A 919-nucleotide genomic window follows, 5' to 3' on the forward strand; every position below is an offset into this window, starting at 1 on the left:
ACTCGCCCTTTTGCGGCGCGTACCACATAATGAATAGGTGGGTCAGCTGCTCTATTCTGACCAGTTATGTAAGTGCTCCCTTGGCAGGAGCAAACGTCGTCTAATTGATTCATGAACCCCGCAGTGGCAACCGGCTGCCAGTCCTTTCCCGCTCGAGAGAACAGTTGGCCAGTTTCCAAAAACTTAAAGCGAGCGCCAGCGAAGTAGGAGTCGTCATAGATGGTATCGTTCACCGAATTGTCTAGCTCAGCTATCGCTTGGTTAACTTTCCACTTTTTGCCTACCCGGTCCTGCAGCTGGTGTATTTTTCCATCATAGGTGACCACCTGCAGCGCTTGGCCAGGACGAGAATAGAACTCATAAGGGAAAAAAGTATGAGTATAAAACTATTGTCGGGTCCACGTCTCTCCGAAATCAGTGGAATGAGCTAAGCGTGAATAGGCGGGCTCATGGATACCCGGCCAGCTGTCCAGTCCCCACAGGACGTGGTGCTGGTCGATGGTCAAATACTTGATGTACAGGAAATCCGGTTTTTTGCGCTGGTCGTGCAGACCTTTCCAATGCTTGCCGGCATCAGTTGTCACCGCTAAACCGCCGTGCCACTTCACGGCGATTAAAGTATCACCGCTGACCGGCAACAAATCATAAACAGCGGGGTCGGGCCCAGTTGGTCGGTAGACCAACTTAGGCTTGCTCGTTGAAGCAGTTGGTGGTGTTGCAGTTTGTTCTACCTGCTTTGTCTTCTGGTTACAGGAGCCCAGCACTATCCCACCAATGAGAAGCAACAACCATTTAAGCATTAGCGACGAGATATTGTGTAGAAGTCAGGCATTACAACGCCTGTAAAAGCAGTGGATTCGCGAAAGCTAATCTTAAAAAAATACCCTTCAAGAAAGATGCATTAACGGTGACCAAAACC

Annotated in this window: 2 protein-coding genes; both read right to left on the minus strand. The window is 49.6% G+C overall.

Annotated elements, in window-relative coordinates:
* The coding region (locus tag ABD819_RS21400; RefSeq protein ID WP_345127713.1) for a hypothetical protein at positions 1-326 on the minus strand (326 nt) is incomplete at its 3' end.
* Positions 327-386: 60 nt separating this feature from the next.
* Positions 387-800, minus strand: coding sequence for a WD40/YVTN/BNR-like repeat-containing protein (locus ABD819_RS21405; RefSeq protein ID WP_345127715.1), 414 nt, complete (start codon positions 798-800; stop codon positions 387-389).
* Positions 801-919: the final 119 nt, after the last annotated feature.

Origin of the sequence: Hymenobacter antarcticus (assembly GCF_039539545.1) — a bacterium.
Lineage (GTDB): Bacteria > Bacteroidota > Bacteroidia > Cytophagales > Hymenobacteraceae > Hymenobacter > Hymenobacter antarcticus.